Below are 20,713 nucleotides of genomic sequence, written 5' to 3' on the forward strand. Positions count from 1 at the left end.
AAACTCCCTTTAATGGTATTTATTGAGTACCCAACAAATATTATGTTATGATAATTGAAGAAAGTAAGCGCTTCATACGAGTGGATAATGACATGCTACTGATCGACTGTTCGATAAAGCTACAAGCTCTGGGGTCTCATTTTTACAGCGATCCGTTGCAAACGGACACCTAGTATGAAACCTGCATCCACTTGGTGGATTCGAAGGAGATGGAATTTCTCCTTTTAGTATTACTTTCTCTTTTGTTGACCTTGGATTAGGAGTGGGATTAGTTGAGATTAATGCAGATGTATAAGGGTGTGCAGGCCGCTTATACAACTCCTCGACTTCTCCTACTTCAACCAAATTACCTAAATACATCACTCCTACTCGATCAGAAATATGACGAACAATATTTAGACCATGCGCAATAAATAAGTACGTCAATCCAAGCTTCTGCTGTAAATCCTTAAGCAGGTTAACCACTTGTGCTTGAACGGAAACATCCAATGCTGAGACTGCTTCATCTGCTAAAATAAATTTAGGGTTCAAAGCAATTGCTCTAGCAATTCCTATCCGCTGTCGCTGTCCACCAGAAAATTCATGGGGATAATGATTCATTCTAGTAGGGTCTAGACCAACTAACTCCATTAATTCTACAATTCTATTATGCTTTTCTACTCCTTCTGCTATTTTATTAATTTCCAAAGGCTCTCCGATAATGTCACTAATTTTCATTCGTGGATTTAATGAACTAAATGGATCTTGATAGATAACTTGCATTTCTTTTCGTATATTCCGCATTTTTTTTGGTTTTATAGAAGTTATATCCACACCATCAAATGAAATAGAACCACTCGTTAAATCATAGAGTCGTAGCAGCACTCTTCCTAAGGTAGATTTACCAGATCCAGATTCTCCAACTAATGAAAATGTCTCACCTTTATATATTTTTAGTGATACATCATCTACAGCTTTTACAAACTTTTGATTGCGAGATAGCAACCCCTCTTTTATTGGAAAATATTTTTTCACATTTCTTCCTTCTAACAATACCTCCCTATTATTCATTTGGTTTATTGGTAAATTTTCCATTTTATTTTACCTCCCTTCATTCATGTGCTATATAATAAAATCATTGCTCTACCTTATCGTTAATTACTCGTTCAAAATTCCAGCATGCAACTTTTCGATTATTTCCTACAACTAAGTCTGGCTCACTTTTTTTGCATTGTTCTGTTGCATACTCACAACGTGGGTGAAAGCGGCATCCTGCTGGAAGCTGACTTAAGCTAGGAATATTTCCTTTAATGGAATATAATCGCTCTTCACGGGGCCCAGACTCATTTGGAATAGATTGCAATAGACCTTTCGTATATGGGTGTGTGGGTTCATCAAAGATTTGATAAACCGTTCCTTGTTCTACAATTTTTCCAGCATACATGACTACAATGCGATCTGCCACCTCTGCAGCTACTCCCATATCATGGGTAATTAGAACAATAGACATATGAACCTTATTTTTTAAGTCATTTAATAATGTTAGTATTTGCGATTCGATCGTCACATCTAAAGCAGTCGTTGGTTCATCAGCTATTAATAACTTTGGATTACAGGCTAGTGCTATCGCAATCATCACTCTTTGTCGCATTCCACCAGACAATTCATGTGGATACTGTTTCATTCGAACGTTAACATCATTTATACCAACTAGTGCTAGTAGTTCACAGGCTTGCTCCCACGCTACTTTTTTAGGAACATGCTTATGACTAACAATACTTTCAATTAATTGTTTTCCAATCGTAAATACAGGATTTAATGCAGTCATCGGTTCCTGAAAGATAATTGAAATATCATTTCCTCGTACCTGCCTCATCTGTTCCTGTGACATTTCAACTAAATTTTGGTCATTAAACAGGATTTCTCCATTAGCGATCTTTCCATTTTCGTATTCCAATAGACGCATAATAGAAAGACTTGTTACACTTTTTCCACTTCCAGATTCCCCCACAATACAAACTGTTTCACCAGGGTATACTTCGAATGAAATGTTATCAATCGCTCGAATAAAACCCTTTTCTTTTTGGAAATCTACACTCAAATTTTCCACTCGCAATAGTTCCTTCATATAATCACCTCCTTTAAAGAGCTAGTTTTTTAAAGTAAAGCTTCAATTAGTGAGGGTTTTCTTTCATCCCCACTTTCCTGCCTCATAGGACAAATAGAAGACTTACTGTCAGTTACATGCAGGAGAAGTCAGAACACAACAGGTGTAATCACTCCTAATAAATGCGTTTCTTCATCTAATAAATTTTCTCCATAGTGCTCTAAATGGGAAGGAAAATGAATGGAATCTCCTTCAAAAATATGATACTCATTATCGTCAACGATAAATTTTGCAGCCCCCTTTAATACGTAATAAAATTCTTCACCGGCAAATTTGAAAGTGTTTTTTTTCTTTTGATTCGGATCCAATATCAGAATATAAGGTGCTAAGACTCTTTTATCAAAATTCCCACCAAGATTAGCATATAAAGTATCTAGCCCATTCACCTGAAACACCTGCTGTTGATCATGTCTTGTTACATAAGAATATCCCTTTCTATCATCAAAAAATTCTGAAATGTTAATTTCAAAAGCATCTGCAATTTTTTTTAATGAGCTTAAAGCAAGATTCGAGGTACCTCTTTCTACTTGTGATAAAAAACTAATTGATAAGTCTGTTGCTTCACTTAAATCCTTGAGTGTCATACCAAGTTGTTTACGTATTTTTTTAATTTTCTCGTAAACCTCTTTCATAAGAAAACCTCCTCATTATTGAGAGATAACATTTTATTAAATTTGATTCCACCTGTATTGATGTGAGCAAAAATTCAAAATAAAATAAATTATAGTATTACTAAATTTTTATAATTATAGCATAATTTCTGCCGAAGTCTATTGTTTTTTCTAATTTATCTAAAAATAAATTTTATTCTTACATTATTTGTATTAAAAAACCCTTTAATTACATAAAAACTGGAAGTATATATACTTCCTCAATAAAAATCTGTATAATCAAACCTATCGATAATCTGAAGGGAATGAACTATGCGCAGATATCAATATTTATCACTCATATTCTAATTAAACGGAGGAATAAGTATTGATTACACAATTTTTCACTGAAAGATTACACGTAAGAAAAATAACTACGAAAGATTCGGAAGAACTTTTCCGAATATGGTCAGATCCAGATGTAACCCGATTTATGAATATTAGTAACTTCACTAACGAACAACAAGCAGCCGATATGATTTATTTTCTGAACCAGTTATATGAAAAGAATGAAGCAGTGCGTTATTCAATTATTGAATTATCAACGAACAAAATTATTGGTTCATGTGGATTTAATTCTCTAGATAAGGAACATGATAGAACAGAGATCGGATACGAGCTTGCCAAAGCATCATGGGGTAAAGGCTATGCCACGGAAGCTATCTCGAAATTAATAGATATCGCATTTCAGGAAATGAACTTGAATCGGATAGAAGCTAAAATTGATGCAAAAAATAAAAATTCGATCCGATTAATGGAAAGACTCCATTTCACTTATGAAGGAACGCTTCGTCAATATGAAAAAAACGATGGCAAATATGCTGATATACAACTATTTTCAAGACTGAAATCCGATTAAGATCCAAAAACCAGTTGTTTACAAATGTAAGCAACTGGTTTTCATCTCGTTATATATTTAAATTTGTTTTCTCTGCTTTCTATGGTTATTGCTGGTAATCTTCTTCAGACACTAATGGGATGGCTCTAATAAACAGCGCAACCGCTACGCGATGACCATAATAAGCGCTCTAGCAAGAAAAGTAGTAAAGAAATGTTTAAGGAGAAGAAAGGTTGATTGCATCGTAAAACAAAGAAGCTCCCACTTCAAGCATACTTTTTCGCATAATTCGCTACCTTTACACAAGATTAATTTTTACCCAGCCTCTTAAACTATTGATTAACCATATTTCTTCAAAGTCTTTTATGTTTTCTTTTAATAATTTTCTTTCCTTAACCTTCCCCGTACGAATTAAATGCTCTCTTAATGTGCCTGGTAACAGACCAGATTCTATTGGTGGTGTCCAATATTCCTGTTCCCATTTAACGACTAAATTCCCTATCGTAAACTCTGTTAGCTCCTTCTCTTCATTCCATAAAAGTATTTCATCCTGTCTTCCTTCTTTATGCTTTTCATACAATGCACGATTGGTAGTCTTGTGGTATAAAAATTTATTATCTTTCAAAATCGGGCTACTCGCTAATCTTGCCTTTCGGTGACTGTTGTTGCCATCAAACGGACTTGATTTAATCCTACAATTACCTTGCAAATCTACAAAGAGATTTACCTTCGTAATCTGATCTTTGGGAAGGGTCTCAGCATGTTCAGTTAACTTCTTTTTAATATCCTCACCATGAAATGGAATATTAAAATATTGCGCAGACTTGTAGATTCGCTCAAGATGATTTTCAATTAAGTAAAACGTGTTATGCTCGTACCTAATTGTTTCCATCAATTCAAAAGAAGGAATTTTTTCGTATAATACAGCAGACTTAGCGATCGCTTCTTTATATTCACCATCACTAGTTGATTCCCAAGTGATGCCCCCTCCAACGCCGTAATATGCCTTATTAATTTGCGTATCTACCATAAGCGTTCTAATTGCTACATTAAAAACAGCTTGTTTTTTGGGAGTAATGTAACCAATACTACCGCAATAAATCTCTCTAGGTGTTGCTTCTAGCTCATTAATTATTGCCATCGTGCTTACTTTAGGTGCCCCCGTTATCGAGCCACATGGAAATAATGCTTGAAAAATTTCTGTAAAGCTTATGTTATCAACTAGATCAGCAGTAACCGTCGATGTTAGTTGATATACGGTTGGATATTGCTCTACTTCAAATAGTTTCGGAACCTGAACAGTTCCTGTTTTAGCAATCTTCGATAAATCGTTTCTTAATAAATCAACAATCATAAGGTTCTCGGCCTTGTCTTTTTCGGAATGAACTAATACATTCCGGTTAGCAATATCCTCTTCAAACCATCTCCCCCGTTTTATCGTTCCTTTCATTGGTTTAGTGGAGATTTTCCCGTTATCAATTTCAAAGAACAGTTCTGGAGAAACAGATAAGATTCGGAAACGTCCCAGGTCTAAGTAAGCACTGTATTTTGCATCCTGTGCTTTCAGTAATTGTTCATAATAACGAGCATCATCAAAAGTGTCATCCGTTGATAATCTTACCGTGTAATTCACTTGATATGTATCCCCATCAGATATATGTTTTTTAATCGCATCAACCTTCTTTTTGTAATCTTTTTCACTTTCGTTCATTTCCCAGTTTAAGTTGATATCCGTATCATCATGCAGCTGGTTATTTTGGAAAGGGATTTTTACGGGCTCCTTATAAATTCCAAAATACACGAAAGGCATTGTATTATTTTCTTTTGTTATCAAACTATCATCTAATCCTTTACCCGCTTCATAGGATATATATCCAGCAGCATACCAGCCAGCATGAATATATGTATCAATTTCCTGCATAGCTTTGAGTACTTCGCTAGGCTTATATGCAGCCACGATTTTTTCCGGTTTCTCAAATAACAACCTTTCTCTATTTTGTTTTGCAGCAAAGTCAAATATCATTCTATTATTTTGTTCATCCATAATCATAAAGTCTATTCCTTCCTAAATTAATAATGTTCCAAGAAATTTTGTAAAATTTTATCGCCGTATTCAGTCAAGATGGATTCTGGATGAAACTGCACACCTTCAATCGGATAAGATTTATGTCTTATCGCCATAATTTCCCCGTCATCAGATGTTGATGTCACCTCAAGCTCTGGTGGAATTGAACGCGGATCAATTACTAATGAATGATATCTCGTAACCGAAAACGGATCTGGTATTCCAGAAAAAATAGTTTTTTGATTATGAAAGATCATAGATTGTCTACCATGTTTCGGTTGCTTGGCTTTAACAATTTCCGCACCAAAAAACTGACCAATTGCTTGATGTCCCAAACATATGCCTAATATAGGGATTTTCCCTTTAAAATGATTAATCGTTTCTAGGCTGATACCAGCGTCATTAGGCGCATGTGGTCCAGGTGAAATAACAATATGACTTGGATTTCGCTCTTCTATTTCACTAATAGAAATGTGATCATTTTTCCAAACTTCAACCTCCACCTCTAGCTTCTTAAAGTATTGTTCTATATTAAAAGTAAATGAATCATAATTATCTACAATTAGCAGCATGTACTTCCATCCCTCATTGATTTTATTCGTTTAAGAAAACTGTTTTATATTCTCATCATTTTATCATACATATTAATTTCAAGGGATTTATCTTGTCATAAAGTGAATCCTGGATTCTGGATAAAAAGAGAGCAATTACGAATGCTGGTTGAAAGTAGAATATGAGGTTCAGAACATATAAAAAGAGCGCATTTCTATTCCAGAAAAGCGCTCACTTCTTCATGCTTAATTATCGTTCTTTTTTGGATGGCAACAAGAATCTGAGTCCAAAGAATGTTCATATTCATCATGCCGACGAAGCCAAGTCTTGCCGTTTCCATCACTACGTCCAGGTGGTTGTTCCCAATCCTCTTGCCTACCAAGTGCTGTTAAATCAAGGTAATTGAACATGCCGATTATTAGGTCAGTTCCGCGGGCGTATGTTGTATACGTGTGATAAATGCTTTCACCATCTCGAAGGAATGTACTCACTCCCGGAACTTCCATTGACTTTACGGAATCAAGGGGTACACCTTTCTGAATAAGTTCCTCCTTGGTTAAGTAGTTGTATTCAATGGGAACAACAGATTCATCTAGTGTAGCATGGAAGTCATAATTAAAGTCGCTATTAAAAGAGGAGTACCAAGGAATGTTCCAACCCATACGTTCCTTGTACCGTTGGAGTTTAGACAGTGGAGCACGGGATATCAAAGCCAATGATGTGTTTCGTGCATGAAAATGAGCAAGATGACCGATGTTATCCGCAGCAAGTGAGCAGGCTGGACAACCTTCTTCCCAATCAGGATCAAACATAAAGTGATGCACAATAAGTTGCGGACGCCCTTCAAATAGATCAAGCAAACGCGTTTTTCCCTGCGGACCATCGAAGACATAATCCTTATTGACTTCTACCATTGGAAGGCGACGGCGCTCTGCATTCAGCGCATCTCGTGCTTTAGTAAACTCCTTTTCTTTGAGTAGCAGTTCCTTGCGAGCCACAAGCCATTCATCACGTGAGACGACATCAGGTAATTGCAGACGATTTTGCTCTTCTTTCATATACACATCTCCCTCTTTTCTTTCTTAGAATAACTCCTCTGTACTTCTTCTCGATTGCAAGCATCATTTCCTTTATTTTTTCCTTGCTTTCTTAATAATTGTATTTCTTATCTCTAGAAAGCTTCAAAAAAATATATTTATAAAAATTAAAAGAAATGAATCGTATCATCAAATTCCAAAGATAATTTTACTTATTTAATAAGTCCTAACAGGAGAAATGAGTTGTAAATGAGAGCCATTTCCGATTGGTTCAATTAAAATTGGCCTAATTGAACCATTAAAACATAAATTCACTTCTTTTTCCTTTATTATTTTTAAGGCTTCCATCATAAAATTTCCATCAAGAGTTACACTTAACTCTTCGTCTCCCGATATATTTTTAATGTATTGTTTTTCTCTAATTTCTCCCATTTCTGATGACATTGAGGAAATCATGATTTTGGAGTTGTCGTCTATTTGAAAATTAATATTGTTGTTTCTCCATTCATTTGCAAAAACACTAGCTCTGTCAATACCTTCTAACAATTGCTTTGTATCTAGTGTAACAATTGTACTTGGTTGTTGAGAAAACAATCCTGAAATACTAGGATAATTACCCTCAATTAGTCTTGAATAGAAAGATATGTTTTCTGACTTAAAAACAATATTTGTTTTTGTGGCAAATATATCAATATCAGTAGTATAACTACCGAATAACTTTAACAGTTCATTTAATGATGAACTGGGAACAATAAAGGATCCAATTAAATCTGATTTAATTTTAAGTCTTTTTAAGGATAATCTATGTGAGTTTGTTGCGATACAAGTAAGAAGTTCTTTTTGGAAAGAAAAACTTACCCCAGTAAGTACAGGGCTTGTTTCATACTTAGAAGCAGCAAAAACAGTTTGCTTTATAATTTCAATCAAATCATTACTATTTATCGTAACTATATTATGTAAATCGATATTCGGAAGAGATGGGTATTCCGTAACATCAATGCCGTTCATTTTGGTAATAATTTCTTCAGATTTTATAGTCGCTAACTGGTTTTCATCTACTTTAAAATGAATATCATTTGGTAATTTTTTAATTATCTCATTTAAATACTTAGCAGAAAGTACTATACTGCCTGTTTCAAGAATCTCTAATCTACTTAATCCATCATTTACTATAGAAATTGTTCTTTCTATAACAAAATCTGAATTACTTCCTGTAAGTGTTAAACTATCAGGTTTTGCATCTATTTTCATTCCTGTTAATATGGGTATAGTAGTTTTGGACGACACTGCATTGCGAACCTCTAATACAGCCTTTTTAAAATAGTCATTATTTATTTTGAACTCCATAAAATCCCCCTTCTTTATTTCATCGTCTTAATACAATGTATAACAACAACGTTTAACATGTTTATTCTTGTTCAAGTAATCTTCCCCTTTTATAAGAACATTTGTTCACAAACTCTACTTTATTTTAACATAAACATTCATTATTACTTGTAAATTCTGAAAAAAGTAGTCAGTTGATATTTCTTCATCGGAAATGCACCTAAAATTACATATCAATTTGAAGTATTGGTCTTGCCTCAAACATGTTGACAGCTTAGTTACTTTTCCAAGCAAGAAATAAAAAAAGAAGCCTCTCAAAAGTTCAGTGAACTTATGAGAAGCCTCATTTAAATTCCTCAATGTTAGTATTTAACTCTCATCTTACTTACAAACCCACTCATATCAAGGGTTGGAACGGATTATTACATCATACCGCCCATTCCACCCATGCCACCCATGTCAGGCATGCCAGCGCCACCAGCGTTTTCTTCTGGTAGGTCAGCTACAACTGCTTCTGTAGTTAGGAACATTGCCGCTACAGATGCTGCGTTTTGTAGTGCAGAACGTGTAACTTTTGTTGGATCTACGATTCCAGTATCGATCATGTTTACCCACTCACCAGTAGCTGCGTTGAAACCAACACCTACTTTTTCACGCTTCAAGCGATCAACAACGATAGAACCTTCTAGACCAGCATTGTATGCGATTTGGCGAACTGGCTCTTCAAGTGCACGTAGAACGATGCTTGCACCAGTTGCTTCGTCTCCTTCTAGTGCTAGGTCTGCTACTTTGTTATATACGTTTACAAGCGCAGTACCACCACCAGATACAATACCTTCCTCAACAGCTGCACGAGTTGCGTTTAATGCATCCTCGATGCGTAGCTTACGTTCTTTTAATTCTGTTTCTGTTGCAGCTCCAACCTTGATAACTGCTACACCGCCAGCTAGCTTAGCTAGACGCTCTTGAAGCTTTTCTTTATCGAATTCAGAAGTTGTTTCTTCTGCTTGTGCACGGATTTGTGCAACACGGGAAGAAATTGCTTCTGGATTTCCAGCACCTTCTACAATTGTAGTGTGCTCTTTTGTAACAACAACTTTTGAAGCGCGACCAAGCTGTTCAATTGTAGCGCTCTTTAGCTCTAGTCCAAGATCTTCTGTAATTACTTCGCCACCAGTTAATGTAGCAATATCTTCTAGCATTGCTTTACGACGATCACCAAATCCTGGTGCCTTTACTGCAACAGCGTTGAATGTTCCGCGAAGCTTGTTAACAACTAATGTTGCTAGTGCTTCCCCTTCTACATCCTCTGCAATAAGAAGTAATGGCTTACCTTGTTGAACTACTTGCTCAAGCACTGGAAGTACTTCTTGAATGTTGCTGATTTTCTTATCGGTAATTAAAATGTATGGATCTTCAAGAATTGCTTCCATCTTATCTTGATCTGTAACCATGTATGGAGAAGCATATCCACGATCGAATTGCATTCCTTCTACAACTTCTAGCTCTGTAGAGAAGCCTTTTGATTCTTCAATTGTAATAACACCATCATTACCAACACGTTCCATTGCTTCTGCAATGAGGTTACCTACTTCTTTATCATCTGAAGAAATAGCAGCTACTTGTGCAATAGAATCTTTGCCTTCAATTGGCTTGGAAATTGCTTTTAATTCATTAACAGCAGTTTCTACCGCTTTTTCAATTCCACGACGAATGCCAACTGGATTTGCTCCAGATGTCACGTTTTTCAAGCCTTCTTGAATCAAAGCCTGTGCTAGTACTGTTGCAGTTGTTGTACCGTCACCTGCAACATCGTTTGTTTTTGATGCAACCTCAGATACAAGCTGTGCACCCATATTTTCAAAACGATCTTCTAATTCAATTTCCTTTGCAATTGTAACACCATCATTTGTAATTAATGGGGAACCGAATTTTTTATCAAGAACAACGTTACGTCCTTTTGGTCCCAAGGTTACTTTAACTGCATCAGCCAATTTATCTACCCCGCGTAGCATTGCACGACGAGCGTCTTCACTAAATTTAATTTCTTTAGCCATGTTAAAATGCCCTCCTTAAAATCAAACCGAATATTTTTTATGTTGAATGGATTAGCCAACAATCGCTAAAACGTCATTTTCACGCAGAATTAAGTATTCTTTGCCTTGGTATTTCACTTCTGTTCCAGCAAATTTGGAGAAAATAATATGATCTCCTTCTTTTACTTCAAGTGCTACTTTTTCGCCACTTTCCAACACGCGTCCAGCACCAACTGCAACAACCTTACCTTCTTGTGGTTTTTCTTTTGCAGAATCCGGCAATACGATACCGCTTGCTGTTTTTTCTTCTTGCTCAACGAGTTCGATCACAACACGATCTCCTAGTGGTTTAATCATGTAGACAACCTCCTTAATTCTTTTTAAGTTATTTTTTATTCATTAGCACTCACCTACATAGAGTGCTAACACCAATTATTATAATAAATAATTCCGAAAAAAATTGCAAGCGTTGACGATTACATTTTTCGCTTTTTTTAATAAATCGAATCAGTCTTCCTATTATAACAGGGATCGAAATTATGTTAAAATACGTAAGAGTAACATTTGATGCGTTGCTAAATCGTTTGCAACCATGCTACCCATTGCTGCTTTGATGTCAGCTGCGATTTATGTAATGTACTTACATGAACCATACAGTCATAACATAGATATACTTAAAATGCATTTAAAGGAGACGTTCTATTTTGACGAAACGATATTGGTGGGTTATTATCACCTACATTCTTATGCAACTATCTGCACCAATTATTTTGTTCCTGGTTGGTCTTGTTCAACCAGATCTTATTCAAACAGCTCTGACAGAAGAACAGCTTGCTACTCTGTTAACCTATTGGACAATCGGAAGCTTTGTGCTTACGTTAGTAATTGTCTTGTTCTTAATGCGTCCAGATATGCGGATGACACAAACAAGGGACCGCGCTCCACTTGGAAACCTTATCCTTTGGTCTGTCTTAGGACTCTTTATGGCATATTTTGCGCAAGGAATCGCCGCCATGCTCGAGATGCAAATTTTCGGGATAAATCCTGGCTCTGAAAACACACAAATGATTATGGACATTGCGCGTGCCATTCCTATATTTATGATTGTACCAGCTATAATAGCACCAATTTTAGAAGAGATTATTTTCCGAAAAATTATTTTTGGTACGATCTATAAGCGAACGAACTTTGTCATTGCTGCGCTAATGTCTGCGTTTATTTTTGGGATTATCCATGGCGAGCCTGAGCATCTATTAATTTATGCTTCCATGGGCTTTGTATTCGCTTTTCTATATGTCAAAACAAAACGAATTCTTGTTCCAATCTTCGTCCATATGGCATTAAACACGATCACCGTGTTAGTTCAATATTCATTTACACCTGAGGACATCGAAAAGATGCAGGAGCAATTAAATCAGCTACAAATGATTTTTATTGGAGGCTAAAATCATGCGGATATCACCGAAAACATCTGCGATTATCTATTTATTAATGGCCATTTTTTTCATCTATGTCGCTATAATAAGCGCTGAGGAAACAATATGGAACTTCACAACGATGCTATTTGCCATCTTTGCCACACTTGATTTAGGCATGGCAATCCGATTATTGAAACTTCATTTCCAATTAAAGCATCAAAAAAAGGAGTAGCGACACGCTACTCCTTTTTCTATTATCGCAAACCGATTAAAGAACGAATTAATTTTTTCCAATTAAGCCGAGCGTAATACGGCAACCCTTTAAACTAGATTAAAGAATCTAGCTAGCTGTTGAAATGGGTGAGACTCCTTCGGGAACAGCAACAGGGGAACGCAGACTAAAATCGCTACGTCCTGTAGCAACGTCTGCGCTAGTACGTCCTGTACGTCGAAAAATCCACTCGGAAAAGCGTATTATTTTTCCGAGTTAGTTGAGGCCGCGCCCGAGGAAAGCGAACCCATTTTCAAACTGCGTTGATTCAGATCCTAATTTTTTTCTCAACATGCTTCTATTATTCCTTCTCGTCTGCTAGCTTTAAAGGATAGTGCTTTAAGAAATAAACCAATGCTTGTAATTCCACTGCCAAATCAATATGATGTACCCGAATATTATCTGGTACTGTAATTCGAGCAGGGGTAAAGTTCAAGATTCCTTTAATACCCAAAGCTATTAAACGCTCTGTTACGCCGTCCGCCTCAGCAGCTGGAATCGTTAAAATGGCAACCCGTACTCCTGTGAGTCGCTGCTCCATTTCATCAATATGATAAATTGGAACACCGCCAATATCCTGTCCAATTTTTTCATTATCCGCATCAAAGGCCATCACAATTTTTGTATTATTGTTTTTCAGGAAATTATAATGTAAGAAAGCGGTTCCTAAATTACCCACCCCGATTAGTGCAACCTCGGTAAGTTCATCTTGATCCAAGGTTTTACGAAAAAATCCAAGCAAATACTCTACATTATAGCCATAGCCTTTTTTACCTAAGGCACCAAAGTAAGAAAAGTCCCTTCGTATCGTCGCTGAATCAACTTTTACCGCTTCACTTAATTCTTTTGAGGATACGCGTGTTTTCCCCTGATGCTGTAAATTGTTCAAAAATCGATAATATAATGGTAAACGTTTCGCTGTAGCTTGTGGGATTTTACTTTGATCCATAATTATTCCTCCTTGGCCGATCGCTTATAGTCACCGGATTTTCCACCTTTTTTCTCCATTAGATAGGTTTCTCCAATCACCATTCCTTTATCGATCGCCTTACACATGTCATATATTGTAAGCGCAGTGGCAGAAGCTGCCGTTAATGCTTCCATTTCCACGCCGGTACTGCCCTTTGTTTTCACAAAAGCTTCAATGACGAGCTCGTAGTTGTTGTCTAACGTATTCCATTGAAAAGAAATGTCAATCCCTTTTAATTGTAATGGATGACACATCGGAATCCAGTCCGATGTTTTTTTTGCAGCCATAATGCCCGCAACTTGCGCTACAGCTAAAACATCCCCTTTTTGAACCGTTTTCGCAGTAATTCGCTCGTATATTTCTCTTGAGACGTGGACACTAGTTCTTGCCAGCGCAACCCGCTCGGTTTCCTGCTTATGACTAATATCGACCATCCGTGCTCTACCTTGGGCATTAAAATGGGTGAAATCTGACATATACTCAACTCCTCTAAAAGAGATAGAAAGCGTTCCAAATTCATCCCCACGTATTATAACAAAAATAAGTAAAACAATATACTTTCTCCACCTTGGAAGCAGCGATAATCTCATTATTTATATTTATTTCAGTAATCGAATGATCCTGCCTCTATTCTAGCAGAAAACCCTATAAAAGTCGTGATTTATTTCACAATAGTATTGCCTGTCCGTTTCAATATGCGATACACTGATAATATTGAGGTGAGACGTATGATAATTATGCAATTAAACGGGATTGGTAAATCCTATGGCGCAGAAGAAATCATTCATAATATAAAGCTTGAAATAAAGGATCAGGACCGTATTGCCATTGTCGGCCGAAATGGTGCAGGGAAATCAACCTTACTCAAAATTATGGCTGGTGAAGAAACCTATGATGAAGGAGAATTGTTTAAACCGAAGGAGCTTACCATTGGTTACTTGTCCCAGCATACTGGTTTAGAGTCCAATCAATCCATTTGGGATGAAATGCAGGCTGTATTTGCATCGTTAATCGCGCAAGAAAAGGAGTTACGCTTATTAGAACAAAAGATGGCAGACGCTTCTTCACACACACCTGAAGCGTACGAGAAAATTCTCCAGGAATATGACCGGTTACAGCATGCCTTTTCAGAAAACGGTGGATATAGCTATGAAGCCGACATCAAAGCCGTTCTAACAGGGCTTCATTTTCAAAACTATGATTATGAAACACCAATTAGCGAGCTTAGTGGCGGTCAGAAAACAAGATTAGCCTTAGGTAAATTACTGTTACTAAAGCCTGCGCTGCTTATTTTAGACGAGCCAACGAACCACTTAGACATTGATACATTAGCTTGGCTAGAAAGCTATCTCTCTGCTTATCCTGGCGCAGTAGTGATTGTCTCTCACGATCGCTATTTCTTAGATAAGACTGTGTCTATCGTTTATGAAATATCACGCCATCGCATGAAGCGTTATAAAGGGAGCTACACGAAATATTTAGAGCAAAAAGCACTCGATTATGAACAGGATCTAAAGGAATTTGAAAAGCAGCAAACGGAAATTAAAAAGATGGAAGATTTTATCCAACGCAATATCGTTCGTGCATCAACTACAAAACGTGCACAAAGCAGAAGAAAGCAATTAGAGAAAATGGACGTAATGGACCGACCATTAGGAGATGAATCTTCTGCTTCCATCTCTTTTCAAGTAAACAAACGAAGCGGAAACGATGTTGTTCAAATAAAGCAACTCGCTTTTCAATATGAAGAGGATGCCGCACCTCTTTTTCAAGGTGTTGACTTACAGCTACAACGTGGTGACCGAGTAGCCATTGTTGGTCCGAATGGTGTTGGCAAAACAACGCTTCTAAAAACCATACTTGGTAAGCTAAAGCCTATTCAAGGAACGATTCAACTTGGAACAAATGTGGAAATCGGCTTTTATGATCAGGAGCAAGCGAATCTCAACTCCAACAAAACCGTTTTACAGGAGCTTTGGGACGAGCATCCAACAATTAATGAAAAGGATATTCGCACCGTTTTAGGCAATTTCTTGTTTTCAGGAGATGATGTATTAAAGCCTGTTTATGCATTAAGTGGTGGAGAAAAGGCAAGACTTGCACTTGCAAAGCTGCGTATGAAAAAAGCAAATCTACTTATTTTAGATGAGCCGACCAACCATTTAGATTTAGATAGCAAGGAAGTATTAGAGGCAGCGCTAATTGACTTTCCGGGGACAATTATATTTGTTTCCCATGACCGCTATTTTATTAATACGATTGCTGATCAAATCGTTGAAATGGAGAAGGATGGCGTCACCCTTTATTTAGGGAACTATGATTACTATATCGAAAAAAAGCAGGAAGAATTAGAGTATGCACAATTAGAAAATGTGGAAACAAAGGAAACAGAAGTAGATACGAATAAGCGGACCTTTCAAGAGGAAAAAAAGCTACAAAGTGAACGTAGGAAAATAGAGCGGCAAATTGCCAAGCTCGAACAATCGATCGAGGAATTGGAACAAAAGCTACTTCTTTTAGAGGAGCAAATGGCTGACCCTGCTGTTTATCAGGACCATGAAAAAGCATTAGAACTGACGAAGGAAGCAAATGGTGTGAAACAGGAAATTGAACAACAAATGGAAGAATGGACTGCACTGCAAGAAGCGTAAAATAGGAAAATTTTCTTTTACTAATTAAAAATCCGAACTGATTCATCGCTACATGCGGAATCATCGTTCGGATTTTTTTGATCAATTATTTAAAGAAGGCTCCTTGGAATGAAATCTCACCCTTCTACGTTATTAATCAATATTATAAGTTATTCAGATAATCCACAGGTCTATCCACTGAAAAAAGGCTTTACATCAAGATATTAACAAAGTTATACACATTATCCACAGAAAATAATTGATTTATCCACTATTCTCTCCACAAAGTCAATGCTATTTCTATCCCGTTTTACCTTATTTACCCACACGGTTGTGGATAACTGTTTATCTTAATGGTAAAGACGGATTCGCATTTAAATCTAATCCTGCGCGTTTTCCTTGTTCAAAAGAAATCGTTCCTGCAGCTGCAATCATTGCCGCATTATCTGTACAAAGCTGTAATGGTGGAATAACTAATGGGATATCGGTTTCTGAAAATCTGTTAACTAATGCATTTCTTAATCCTTTATTAGCAGCGACACCTCCAGCAACGATAACCTGGTTCACTTGATATTTTTTGGCTGCCTGAAAGGTCTTTGTTGTCAGCACATCAATAACGCTTGCTTGAAAGCTTGCTGCAATATCTTCGTTCTTTAATGCTTCATCACGCTGCTTTGCATTGTGAATAAAGTTAATAACTGCTGACTTTAAGCCACTAAAACTAAAATCAAAGCTTCCCTCTTCTAACCAGGCCCGTGGGAAATCAATCGTTGCTTCACCTTGGGCAGCAAGGCGGTCTATTTGTGGACCACCGGGATATGGCAAGCCAAGCATTCTTGCTACTTTATCATATGCTTCCCCAGCTGCATCATCACGTGTTTCACCGATCACTTCATACTGACCATGCGCTTTCATAACGACAAGCTCGGTATGGCCACCTGAAACGATTAATGCGAGCAATGGAAATTGAAAATCAGCAACAAAACGATTGGCATAAATATGTCCTGCTATATGATGCACACCAATTAAAGGCTTTTGTTTGGCAAATGCTATTGCTTTCGCAGCATTCACACCGATCAACAATGCCCCAACTAACCCTGGCCCTTCTGTTACTGCAATGGCATCAATGTCATCCCAGCTTAGCTTGGATTGTTCTATCGCTTCTTCTAGAACGAGCGTAATTTGTTCTACATGGTGACGAGAAGCAATCTCTGGAACAACACCACCAAATCGTTTATGACTTTCAATTTGCGAAGCGACCACATTTGTAATAATTTCGCTTCCATTTTTAACGATTGCTACTGCTGTTTCATCACAGCTCGTTTCGATTCCTAAAATATACGTATCCTTTTTCATTATAAATTCACCCACATTACTACCGCATCCTCTTGATTATCGGAATAATAATTTTTACGTATGCCACCTGGTACAAGTCCAAATTTTTGATACATACGTTGTGCCACAATATTCGAAAGCCGGACTTCCAAAGAAAGCCTGGTGGCTCCTAACTGCATTGCTTGCTGAACAGTAAATTGAAATAACTTCTCTCCATACTTATTGCCACGATAAGCTGGTGAAATGGCGATATTCGTTATTTGTGCATCTTCAAATACGGACCATAAACCAGCATAACCAATAATTACATCGTCAATGATTGCCACAAAATAATGCGCGTGATCGTTTTTTACGATTTCTTGATAAAATATCTCTGGTGGCCATGGACTAGTAAACGAAGCTTCCTCTACTACTGCTACCTGGTCAATATCTGCTATTTCCATTTTTCGAATCGTTAGCTCAGCCATCCTGTCGATGTTCTCCTTGCGCTTTAAGCCAATTTGCCTCTGCCTCTGCAAGACGTAAATAATTCGGCTTTAGTGCATGCACCGTATCACCTGAAAGCTCTTTACCAGCATAAGCTAGATAAGCTGGACTAGTATGGTGGAAAGGCTCTTCGGGAATAATCGCTAAGTCTCCTAATTGCGCTAAAATAACCTCCTGATGCTTCTCCATATCAGGACTTAAAAATAAAACCGACTTCTGCAAAGCTTTTAATTTTTCTAGCCAATCTGTTAGTAAAATATTCCTGTCATCCAAGAGTGTGTGCATTTTTCCTGCACGCCACTCATATAAGCCTGTATAAACTAACCCACGGCGCGCATCAAAGAAAGGGGAAATAACAGACTGTGAAAACCTGCCTTGAAATGCTAAAGCATTCAGACTGGAAACGCCGACTACGGGGATGTTCAATGCCCACCCTAACGTTTTCGCAGTCGTTAATCCAATGCGAACACCAGTATAAGAGCCAGGACCTTGAGCAACGACAATCTTCTCTAATTGCTCTGGAGTAATTTGCACTTCTTTCATTAATTGATCAACCGCAGGCATTAATCGCACCGAATGATTTTTCGCCATATTTGTGATGATTTGACCAATTAATTGGTCATCCTTTAAAATTGCTACACCTAACGCATTGTTCGATGTATCTATTGCAAGTATATACATTGATTGTAGCTCCTCACATCTTATCCAATTAGTTCATTTACAATAACCTCAAAATGAAGCCCTTGTGGTTGGAATATCATCCGTCGACGATGCTCATCCACATGTTCTATTGTAATATTTAATCTTTCCTTAGGTAGGTAGTCTTCAATAAATTGCGCCCACTCTACTACCGTTATCCCATCACCGTAAAAATACTCTTCAAAGCCGATATCTTCCTCTGAATGCTCTAATCGATATACATCCATATGGTATAGAGGAAGCTCACCAGCGTATTCTTTTATAATCGTGAAGGTTGGACTGTTTACCGTTTGCTTGACACCCAGCCCGTTTGCTAGCCCTTTTGTAAAGGTCGTCTTACCTGCTCCTAAGTCCCCTTCCAATGTAAGTACATCTCCAGGTTTTAGCAACAAGGCCAGTCGTTCAGCAATTTGTAATGTTTCCTCTCTAGTTGCTACATTGATTTCAATCTCTTTCATGTTATCACCTACTTCAAATGAGTATACCCATCTTTTTTTAAACGATTTATCTGATTGTTTTTGCTATGTAAAAAAACATTTGCTGTTTCATGCGCGCTTGAGACGCAACCTATTTTAGTGACCAGCGTATTTGTTTTTTTAGCAGCCTCTTCAACGATTTTCCAATCCGATGGTGCCACCGCTCCAACTAATTCAAAATCCTCTCCACCATAATATTTCCACTTTTTTTGTTGGTCCTTGGAAAACTGATCGAAGGACGGATAAACAGGAATAGAGGATTCAAACAAGTGGATGTCTACCATGGAAGCTTCCGCAATTTCATTCGCCTCACTAGCTATTCCATCACTAATATCATTTAAAGCTACTCTTTTTATAGCACGCAACTCCCTTGCAAGGGAAACTTGTGGAAAAGGAGTCCGATGACGTTGTATATAATAATTGGCATCTTTATATTTTTTTTGGGGATGCCCTATGATATGAAAACCTGCTTGCGAGTCACCTAAAGTCCCAGTTACAAAAACAATATCTCCTGTTTTAGCATCATTGCGATATCTCGCTTTGTCCTTTTCAACAAAACCAACTACCGTTATCGACAAAGTTAATTCCTTGCCAGAAACCGTATCTCCACCCATTAAATCCATTTGATAGTGTGTGGCAAGCTCTCTCATTCCAGCAAAAATAGCGGAAATATCAGCATTACTCCACGTTTTCGGAATTACGACAGAGACGAAATAAAAGGCAGGAACTGCTCCCATTGCAGCTAAATCACTTAAATTAGCAGCCAATGCTCGGTATCCAATATGTGTAGCGTTCATCGTATGCTTTGAAAAATGAACTCCATCCACAAAGGTATCTACGGATGTAACGATATCCATTCCGGCCTGTCGAAACACTGCTGCATCGTCTCCAATACCCTTAATCACCGAATTTTGTTTATAGCTTTTTGGTGTAATCGAGCGGATAAAGGAAAACTCGTCCATTTTTAAACACTCCTACTCATCTTTAACAATAAAGCAAATATAATTTCAGTATATCAGATTCATTCTAAGAATTATCATATAAACTCTTTTACTTTACTTACACTGTGCATCTATTAAAAAAGATCCATGTAACGAAAAAACACATGATGCCAAATGGCATCATGTGTTATATGTATAGTGGAAATGTAAAGTATAAATGGCGGTCCGGACGGGACTCGAACCCGCGACCTCCTGCGTGACAGGCAGGCATTCTAACCAACTGAACTACCGGACCATTTACAGAAAATATATTTCTAGCAAAAAAGTAATTCGCACTTTACAGCACTTCTTGTTTTCAACGAACAGGAAGTGATTTATTTTAATGAAGCATAAACAATTTGGTTGCGGGGGCAGGATTTGAACCTGCGACCTTCGGGTTATGAGCCCGACGAGCTACCAGACTGCTCCACCCCGCGATAATAAGAATAAATTGAATGTAGTCATGCAACTGTTGACAGTTACTGTTCGTCGTTGCACTCCTCACAAGCCTGCACATAGTCGTTTTTCGATGATGCTTGCGGCTTGCTCCACCCCGCGATATTAAAAATAATATGTTTCGCCTGGCGGCGTCCTACTCTCACAGGGGCAATGCCCCAACTACCATCGGCGCTGAAGAGCTTAACTGCTGTGTTCGGCATGGGAACAGGTGTGGCCTCTTCGCTATCGCTACCAGACAAATGTCTTTAAAGGAAAGACAAGATATATTATAGGCATTTTCCAAAGAAAATGCAAGGGTTTTTTATTTATACCCTAAAAACTAAATAAGAGTTCTACCAA

At 37.5% G+C, this 20,713-nt stretch carries 20 protein-coding genes, 2 tRNA genes and 1 rRNA gene; 4 read left to right on the forward strand and 19 right to left on the reverse strand.

What is annotated here, in order from left to right; all coding sequences use genetic code 11:
* Positions 1 to 72: 72 nt before the first annotated feature.
* The 3 genes from QBK89_RS13125 to QBK89_RS13135 all read right to left on the reverse strand — a co-directional run bounded on the left by QBK89_RS13125 (position 73) and on the right by QBK89_RS13135 (position 2,778).
* A complete protein-coding gene (locus QBK89_RS13125; protein ID WP_284141517.1) occupies positions 73 to 1,074 on the reverse strand; it encodes an ABC transporter ATP-binding protein in 1,002 nt (333 codons plus the stop codon).
* A gap of 40 nt (positions 1,075 to 1,114) precedes the next feature.
* Positions 1,115 to 2,107 carry an ABC transporter ATP-binding protein gene (locus QBK89_RS13130; protein ID WP_284141518.1) on the reverse strand — a complete coding sequence of 331 codons (993 nt, stop codon included), beginning with the start codon at positions 2,105 to 2,107 and terminating at the stop codon, positions 1,115 to 1,117.
* Positions 2,108 to 2,235: 128 nt separating this feature from the next.
* Positions 2,236 to 2,778 carry a helix-turn-helix domain-containing protein gene (locus tag QBK89_RS13135; protein ID WP_284141519.1) on the reverse strand — a complete coding sequence of 181 codons (543 nt, stop codon included), beginning with the start codon at positions 2,776 to 2,778 and terminating at the stop codon, positions 2,236 to 2,238.
* A gap of 346 nt (positions 2,779 to 3,124) precedes the next feature.
* Between QBK89_RS13135 and QBK89_RS13140 the strand changes: the two genes are divergently transcribed.
* On the forward strand, positions 3,125 to 3,655 hold the full coding sequence (locus tag QBK89_RS13140; RefSeq protein WP_284141520.1) for a GNAT family N-acetyltransferase: 531 nt from the start codon (positions 3,125 to 3,127) through the stop codon (positions 3,653 to 3,655).
* Between the two features lie 277 nt (positions 3,656 to 3,932).
* On the opposite strand, the gene pabB is transcribed toward QBK89_RS13140, so the two are convergent.
* The 6 genes from pabB to groES form a co-directional block, all read right to left on the reverse strand.
* Entirely contained in the window at positions 3,933 to 5,684 is a 1,752-nt protein-coding gene (gene pabB / locus QBK89_RS13145) for an aminodeoxychorismate synthase component I (RefSeq protein WP_284141521.1), read from the reverse strand.
* A gap of 20 nt (positions 5,685 to 5,704) precedes the next feature.
* On the reverse strand, positions 5,705 to 6,271 hold the full coding sequence (locus QBK89_RS13150; RefSeq protein ID WP_284141522.1) for an anthranilate synthase component II: 567 nt from the start codon (positions 6,269 to 6,271) through the stop codon (positions 5,705 to 5,707).
* 225 nt (positions 6,272 to 6,496) lie between these two features.
* Entirely contained in the window at positions 6,497 to 7,309 is an 813-nt protein-coding gene (locus QBK89_RS13155) for a DUF899 domain-containing protein (RefSeq protein ID WP_284141523.1), read from the reverse strand.
* 195 nt (positions 7,310 to 7,504) lie between these two features.
* A complete protein-coding gene (gene dnaN / locus QBK89_RS13160) occupies positions 7,505 to 8,635 on the reverse strand; it encodes a DNA polymerase III subunit beta (protein WP_284141524.1) in 1,131 nt (376 codons plus the stop codon).
* Between the two features lie 401 nt (positions 8,636 to 9,036).
* Positions 9,037 to 10,671, reverse strand: a complete 1,635-nt coding sequence (gene groL / locus QBK89_RS13165; protein ID WP_284141525.1) for a chaperonin GroEL — start codon at positions 10,669 to 10,671, stop codon at positions 9,037 to 9,039.
* A gap of 51 nt (positions 10,672 to 10,722) precedes the next feature.
* Positions 10,723 to 11,025 carry a co-chaperone GroES gene (gene groES, locus QBK89_RS13170; protein ID WP_284141538.1) on the reverse strand — a complete coding sequence of 101 codons (303 nt, stop codon included), beginning with the start codon at positions 11,023 to 11,025 and terminating at the stop codon, positions 10,723 to 10,725.
* A 329-nt stretch (positions 11,026 to 11,354) separates the two neighbouring features.
* Here groES and QBK89_RS13175 point away from each other — a divergent pair, with 329 nt between their 5' ends.
* Positions 11,355 to 12,095, forward strand: a complete 741-nt coding sequence (locus QBK89_RS13175; protein ID WP_284141526.1) for a CPBP family intramembrane glutamic endopeptidase — start codon at positions 11,355 to 11,357, stop codon at positions 12,093 to 12,095.
* Between the two features lie 4 nt (positions 12,096 to 12,099).
* Entirely contained in the window at positions 12,100 to 12,300 is a 201-nt protein-coding gene (locus tag QBK89_RS13180; RefSeq protein ID WP_284141527.1) for a YdiK family protein, read from the forward strand.
* A 340-nt stretch (positions 12,301 to 12,640) separates the two neighbouring features.
* Here QBK89_RS13180 and QBK89_RS13185 read toward each other — a convergent pair whose 3' ends face one another.
* Positions 12,641 to 13,288 (reverse strand): redox-sensing transcriptional repressor Rex, encoded by a 648-nt coding sequence (locus tag QBK89_RS13185; protein WP_284141528.1) that lies wholly within the window; start codon positions 13,286 to 13,288, stop codon positions 12,641 to 12,643.
* 2 nt (positions 13,289 to 13,290) lie between these two features.
* Positions 13,291 to 13,785, reverse strand: a complete 495-nt coding sequence (gene moaC, locus QBK89_RS13190; RefSeq protein ID WP_284141529.1) for a cyclic pyranopterin monophosphate synthase MoaC — start codon at positions 13,783 to 13,785, stop codon at positions 13,291 to 13,293.
* A 252-nt stretch (positions 13,786 to 14,037) separates the two neighbouring features.
* Between moaC and QBK89_RS13195 the strand changes: the two genes are divergently transcribed.
* Positions 14,038 to 15,960 (forward strand): ABC-F family ATP-binding cassette domain-containing protein, encoded by a 1,923-nt coding sequence (locus QBK89_RS13195; protein WP_284141530.1) that lies wholly within the window; start codon positions 14,038 to 14,040, stop codon positions 15,958 to 15,960.
* A 324-nt stretch (positions 15,961 to 16,284) separates the two neighbouring features.
* Here the strand turns inward: QBK89_RS13195 and tsaD are convergent, their stop codons facing one another.
* From tsaD to rrf, 8 genes are all read right to left on the reverse strand, one after another.
* Complete coding sequence (gene tsaD / locus QBK89_RS13200; RefSeq protein ID WP_284141531.1) at positions 16,285 to 17,295, reverse strand: tRNA (adenosine(37)-N6)-threonylcarbamoyltransferase complex transferase subunit TsaD; 1,011 nt, start codon at positions 17,293 to 17,295, stop codon at positions 16,285 to 16,287.
* Positions 17,295 to 17,741 (reverse strand): ribosomal protein S18-alanine N-acetyltransferase, encoded by a 447-nt coding sequence (gene rimI, locus QBK89_RS13205; RefSeq protein WP_284141532.1) that lies wholly within the window; start codon positions 17,739 to 17,741, stop codon positions 17,295 to 17,297. The genes tsaD and rimI overlap by 1 nt, the downstream gene beginning before the upstream one ends.
* On the reverse strand, positions 17,734 to 18,441 hold the full coding sequence (tsaB, locus tag QBK89_RS13210) for a tRNA (adenosine(37)-N6)-threonylcarbamoyltransferase complex dimerization subunit type 1 TsaB (protein WP_284141533.1): 708 nt from the start codon (positions 18,439 to 18,441) through the stop codon (positions 17,734 to 17,736). The genes rimI and tsaB overlap by 8 nt, the downstream gene beginning before the upstream one ends.
* Positions 18,442 to 18,461: 20 nt before the next feature.
* Positions 18,462 to 18,917, reverse strand: coding sequence for a tRNA (adenosine(37)-N6)-threonylcarbamoyltransferase complex ATPase subunit type 1 TsaE (tsaE, locus tag QBK89_RS13215; RefSeq protein WP_284141534.1), 456 nt, complete (start codon positions 18,915 to 18,917; stop codon positions 18,462 to 18,464).
* An 8-nt stretch (positions 18,918 to 18,925) separates the two neighbouring features.
* Positions 18,926 to 19,897, reverse strand: coding sequence for a thiamine-phosphate kinase (thiL, locus tag QBK89_RS13220; RefSeq protein ID WP_284141535.1), 972 nt, complete (start codon positions 19,895 to 19,897; stop codon positions 18,926 to 18,928).
* 197 nt (positions 19,898 to 20,094) lie between these two features.
* A tRNA-Asp gene (locus tag QBK89_RS13225) sits at positions 20,095 to 20,171 on the reverse strand.
* Positions 20,172 to 20,275: 104 nt separating this feature from the next.
* Positions 20,276 to 20,352: transfer RNA gene (locus QBK89_RS13230), tRNA-Met, on the reverse strand.
* A 142-nt stretch (positions 20,353 to 20,494) separates the two neighbouring features.
* Positions 20,495 to 20,610: ribosomal RNA gene (gene rrf, locus QBK89_RS13235) — 5S ribosomal RNA — on the reverse strand.
* Positions 20,611 to 20,713: the final 103 nt, after the last annotated feature.

The sequence above is a fragment of the Virgibacillus sp. LDC-1 genome (assembly GCF_030137545.1).
GTDB lineage: Bacteria > Bacillota > Bacilli > Bacillales > Amphibacillaceae > LDC-1.

Coding starts and splice junctions, on each gene's coding strand:
- tsaB (WP_284141533.1), bottom strand. CDS start 18,441: ATGTATATACTTGCAATAGATACATCGAACAATGCGTTAGGTGTAGCA.
- QBK89_RS13155 (WP_284141523.1), bottom strand. CDS start 7,309: ATGAAAGAAGAGCAAAATCGTCTGCAATTACCTGATGTCGTCTCACGT.
- QBK89_RS13130 (WP_284141518.1), bottom strand. CDS start 2,107: ATGAAGGAACTATTGCGAGTGGAAAATTTGAGTGTAGATTTCCAAAAA.
- moaC (WP_284141529.1), bottom strand. CDS start 13,785: ATGTCAGATTTCACCCATTTTAATGCCCAAGGTAGAGCACGGATGGTC.
- dnaN (WP_284141524.1), bottom strand. CDS start 8,635: ATGGAGTTCAAAATAAATAATGACTATTTTAAAAAGGCTGTATTAGAG.
- rimI (WP_284141532.1), bottom strand. CDS start 17,741: ATGGCTGAGCTAACGATTCGAAAAATGGAAATAGCAGATATTGACCAG.
- thiL (WP_284141535.1), bottom strand. CDS start 19,897: ATGGACGAGTTTTCCTTTATCCGCTCGATTACACCAAAAAGCTATAAA.
- pabB (WP_284141521.1), bottom strand. CDS start 5,684: ATGATTATGGATGAACAAAATAATAGAATGATATTTGACTTTGCTGCA.
- QBK89_RS13185 (WP_284141528.1), bottom strand. CDS start 13,288: ATGGATCAAAGTAAAATCCCACAAGCTACAGCGAAACGTTTACCATTA.
- tsaD (WP_284141531.1), bottom strand. CDS start 17,295: ATGAAAAAGGATACGTATATTTTAGGAATCGAAACGAGCTGTGATGAA.
- QBK89_RS13125 (WP_284141517.1), bottom strand. CDS start 1,074: ATGGAAAATTTACCAATAAACCAAATGAATAATAGGGAGGTATTGTTA.
- QBK89_RS13195 (WP_284141530.1), top strand. CDS start 14,038: ATGATAATTATGCAATTAAACGGGATTGGTAAATCCTATGGCGCAGAA.
- tsaE (WP_284141534.1), bottom strand. CDS start 18,917: ATGAAAGAGATTGAAATCAATGTAGCAACTAGAGAGGAAACATTACAA.
- QBK89_RS13150 (WP_284141522.1), bottom strand. CDS start 6,271: ATGCTGCTAATTGTAGATAATTATGATTCATTTACTTTTAATATAGAA.
- QBK89_RS13180 (WP_284141527.1), top strand. CDS start 12,100: ATGCGGATATCACCGAAAACATCTGCGATTATCTATTTATTAATGGCC.
- QBK89_RS13135 (WP_284141519.1), bottom strand. CDS start 2,778: ATGAAAGAGGTTTACGAGAAAATTAAAAAAATACGTAAACAACTTGGT.
- groL (WP_284141525.1), bottom strand. CDS start 10,671: ATGGCTAAAGAAATTAAATTTAGTGAAGACGCTCGTCGTGCAATGCTA.